This is a genomic window from Microvirga sp. Mcv34 (genome assembly GCF_024519725.1).
Lineage (GTDB): Bacteria > Pseudomonadota > Alphaproteobacteria > Rhizobiales > Beijerinckiaceae > Microvirga.
On the sequence record NZ_JALJRK010000175.1, the window covers coordinates 1 to 4,215 of the forward strand.

The 4,215-nt window shown below is 58.5% G+C and carries 3 protein-coding genes and 1 pseudogene; 2 read left to right on the plus strand and 2 right to left on the minus strand.

Annotated features, from left to right (window positions below; translation table 11 throughout):
* A pseudogene (locus OC446_RS29570) lies at window positions 1–287 on the minus strand (iron reductase); the annotation flags it as partial.
* A 1-nt stretch (window position 288) separates the two neighbouring features.
* A complete protein-coding gene (locus OC446_RS29575; protein WP_262032474.1) occupies window positions 289–2,085 on the minus strand; it encodes a 2Fe-2S iron-sulfur cluster-binding protein in 1,797 nt (598 codons plus the stop codon).
* A gap of 1,480 nt (window positions 2,086–3,565) precedes the next feature.
* On the opposite strand from OC446_RS29575, the gene OC446_RS29580 reads away from it, so the two are divergent.
* Together OC446_RS29580 and OC446_RS29585 are read left to right on the plus strand one after the other, a co-directional pair.
* Window positions 3,566–3,982 carry a radical SAM protein gene (locus OC446_RS29580; protein ID WP_262032475.1) on the plus strand — a complete coding sequence of 139 codons (417 nt, stop codon included), beginning with the start codon at window positions 3,566–3,568 and terminating at the stop codon, window positions 3,980–3,982.
* A 12-nt stretch (window positions 3,983–3,994) separates the two neighbouring features.
* Window positions 3,995–4,215 (plus strand): hypothetical protein (locus OC446_RS29585; RefSeq protein ID WP_262032476.1); only part of this gene is annotated, 221 nt, incomplete at its 3' end.

A 4,215-nucleotide genomic window follows, 5' to 3' on the forward strand; every position in this document is an offset into this window, starting at 1 on the left:
CCGGTGTGCAGGATCCCGAGCAGCGCACCAAGCACCCCTGCATAGACGTGGAAGGCCAACAGTGAGCGCAGGGACACCAGGCGAGTGATGTGCGGCTTGAGCCAAGTACTGTATTTGGCCAGGGGATACACCAGTAGCAGCACCATCAGGATGGCGGCTGCGATGCCAAGGATGCTTCCGGTGAGACTGCCCGGGAACCGCGGCGACGTATGGAGGACGAACGCCGGTGTCAGGAACAGGAGCAATGTGAGGCCGGCCCCAACCGTGAGCCGTTCGGTCTGGTTCATGTCAGGCATCCACCACCAGGTTGCCGATTGACTTGGCCTGACACGCCAGAATGATGTTCTGCGCCTTGTCCTCGGGCGTGAGCGCCTCGTCGACTTCCATGGTCACCTGGCCCTCCAGCAGCTTGGTCTTGCAGATCCCGCAAATTCCGACGCGGCAGGAGTAATCGATGGGCACGTCGGCGGCCTCCGCAACCTCCAGCACGCTCTGGTCGGGCGGCAACGGCACGACTTTGTTCGACTTGGCGAAGCGGATCGATGCCGTTGCGGGCCCAATTGCCGGGGCCTGGGTGGGTGTCGTTAGCACCGTGGTTCCCGCGGCAGCACCGTCGGCAGGCGCTTGCAGAGGTGTGGTCACTGTGACACCAGGCGGGGGCACAGCACCTTTGGCAGGACCGAACGCTTCGGTCTTGATCTGCTCGCTGGGCACCCCAAGCTCTGCCAACAGCCTCTTCATGGCTTCCATCATGCCTGGCGGGCCGCACAGATGAACGCGCCGCTTTGTAATCTCGGGCACCGCTTGCGCCAGAAGCTCCTTCGTGATCGGCCCCTCCGGGCCCATCCATGAGGTCCCGGTGGCACGCGCCATCGTGGCGATGACATGCAGGTTGGGGTGCCGGCGCTGGAGGTGCTCAAGCTCGTCCCGGAAGATGAAGTCCACCGTTGAGCGTGCGCCATAGACCAGGAAGATCTCGCCGGGCCAGGCGATGTCGTTGAGGTAGCGAATGGCCGCCATGAGCGGCGTGATGCCCACCCCTCCGCCGATCAGCACGACGCTCTCGGCTTCCGTCCCGCTGAAAGTGAAGACGCCTGAGGGCCCCATCACATCCACCAGGTCACCAACTTTGATGGTGTCGTGCATGTACCGTGAGAGGATCCCTTGCTCCTCACGCTTGATGGTGGTTTCGACATAGGCCGTTTGGGCGGCCGAGGACGCAATGGTATAAGAGCGCCTCACAAGTTGATCATCGATCTCGGCCGAGTAGGTAAGGAAATGGCCCGGGACGAAGGTGAAGGGAATGGGGCCGCCCTGTGGGTTCCTGAGCCGGAAGGTCTTGACGTTCGGGGTCTCGTCGAAGATCGCCGCCACCCGCAGCTGTCCCTTCCACAGTCCAGGACGGGCCGGCGGGCTGACAGGCACAGCCAATGAAGCCGGTGCTATCGACCCGCTGCTCGGTGCGGCACTCAGTGGAGCTGCGGGGGGTGCTGGCGCGCCAGAAGACGAAGGCTGCTGGCGCGCTGCAACTGGAGGTGCAGCGGGAATGGCCGGAGCTGGAGTGGCGCTCGACAAACGGTCCACGAGTGCGTTCGCACGGCGCATGCGAGCAAAATAGATGGCTGTCATGGCGATGGCGAAGGCCGACACTAGCGCCATAGTCACGAGGTGGAACCAGGAGAGGCCCAGCAGCCCATCCGGAGCGTGCACAGGCGCAGCGGTGGTCAGGTTGAGCTGGCCTTTGAACCAGTCTTGTGCGATCTGCGCCGGGGCTTTTCCTTCGGCAAGCGCCCGGAGCGCCGCCGTACCGCTGCTCACCTGATTGAGGCCGTCGCGCAGGCGGCGGGCTGCTTGCTCCGCGCTGGTGGCATCTCCTGCGGCATTCGCATGCCGGAGCGCGCTCTCAGCGCTGGCGATCGCGTCTGTTCCTGCGCTGATCCGTGCGCGTGCCTGAGCCTCGATCGCCTGCCGCTGCTCGGGAGACAGGGTAGGCAGGTTCATGAGGGAGGGATAGAACTCCTTCTGCGGACGTCCTCCCATCATCTCGCCCATCTCTCCCATGCCGCCGCCCATCATACCGCCCATGGCGCCAGCTCCCGCGCCACCAGAGGATCCCATGCCAGGCATCGATGACGGACTGCCTGTAGCACTGGGAGGCTGATCGCCGGACGGGGCTGCCGGGCTGGCTGGCGCGGACATGCTCGGGGGGGGCATAGTATCAGGGTGGTGCTCGGTATGGCCGCCTGCCGACTGTGCTACAGCCTGAAGAGTGGAGAGGCTAACGAAGATGACCGCCGCCGCAGTCCGCGCCAAAAGCACGACAGAAGATCGTTGGCACGCCGGGTGTGTAAAGAAACTCTGTATCATCAGATTATTGCCACTCGAACTGGAATCTGTCCAGCGTCCCTGCTTGTCCTTCAGCTTGCTTGCTTAGCTGAGTGATTCCGAAAAGGACTAAGCCCTGCCAGCGACACATCACAAGTAGTTCAGTGTAGTGGCACATCGATCATCCCACGGCGCATTGGTGCCGATGCCGGAGCCTCGATAGCTCACGAGTCCGCTATGGTGCTGGGCCTTCCTTTCTAAGACGAGGTGCTTGCCGCCCAACCCAGGAGGCTCGGGGAGCACGGGAACTGAATGTGCCTCGCTGATCATGACAAGTGATTCACAGTTGACAAAACGGTAGGCCCCTGAGGAACAGGGACTTTGTAGCGGCACCAAAACCGAACGGAATTCCTTCATAAGCCACTATGATCCTATAGAGTTTCTGATCCAGGCCAAGGCATATGTACTATGCAACTGCCGCCTCGTCTTTGATCCTGATCATAGGAGCCGCGTGTTTATATAATAGTATGTTTATATAATAGTATAATGTACTGATCAACAGCAAAGTTTCGAGCCTCATCATGCCGGCACGCCTCTCATCACTTCAACTGCTCCTTTTCTCGGGGACAGAACGATGTGGATGGTTTCGCTGATATTGCAGAGTAGCGCCCTTCAACGGATAAGATGTAATCTGTCAGACGCCCCATAGTGTGGGATTAAAGCCGGATTGAAATGCCGATATTTGTTCGTAAGCATCAAGGCATCTTCAATCTTCTAAACCCTCAACTTTCGGGGCGGCCCAACCGTTTCCATAAGTTTCGGATAGAACCAGAAACCCATCTGGGCAGCGCGACTAATGCATCTCGCAAGCCGGTTAGAGCGACCCATAAGCAGCAGGCACCTGTTGATCAAGGTCAATGCGCGACGTTACTCTGGAGGCTATATCAAAGGATCAAAGGAGATAGCTATGCAATTACAGTCCACTCGCCGCTGTAAGCTCCATGGGTGACAGAGGCAAACCCGATGTAAATTTTAGCCTTGATCGACGCGACTCCAACAGGGCGCGGCCAAAAATCGAAGATTCTATATAGACCCTCGGCAGGCTCCGAAGGTTTCGCACAAGAGAGATGGTGATGTCGAAGCAGATGTTGGTGCAGTCTGAGGGGAGCAATCTCGGTCGTAAACAGGCCCGTCGAACCTGGAAGCTTGATCCGCGAAGATTTGCGACGGCTGTGGCGCGGTGGGGCGCTGGGTATATCCCGCTTGCTTTTTCAAGCGGATCCCAGGTGAACTGATCATTGACGTCACCAACTCTTGTAATCTGCGTTGCCCTGTCTGCCCGGTAACCTTTGCCATGACCCGGCAGCGCGGGCTAATGAGTCTTGATCTATTCCAATCAATTATCGACGACTTCAAGAAAGAAGATGTGAAGCCGGCGATTTTCTTCAACTTCTCTGGCGAACCTACATTGAACAAGGCTCTTCCTGACATGATTGCTTATGCCCATCGGCATGGGCACAGTACCTTTGTGAGCACCAATGCTACGAAGCTGGAGGCTGACCTGGCCCGGCGTATGATCGAAGCTGGCCTCACACGCATTGCACTGTGCATGGACGGTTTCTCCAAACAAGCTCAGGAGAGTTACCGCGTCAACTAAAATTATGAGGTCGTGAAAGCCAATATCGAAACCTTCTTGAAGGTGAAAGACGAACTCGGAGCCAAGAACCCGATCACGGTCCTGCAGACGCTCCTGACGTCATACTCGGAATCTCAGATCAATGAGATCAAGAAATGGGCTACGGATTGCGGCTTCGACCGGGTACGCTTCAAAACCTTTAGCCTTGGCTCACACACGAGTCCCGAGATGCGGGCCTCCTACTCGCACTTTCT

What these genes read in the sequence shown, in the direction of transcription:
- OC446_RS29575 (WP_262032474.1), bottom strand. Translation starts at nt 2,085, where the DNA reads ATGGGCGGTATGATGGGCGGCGGCATGGGAGAGATGGGCGAGATGATG.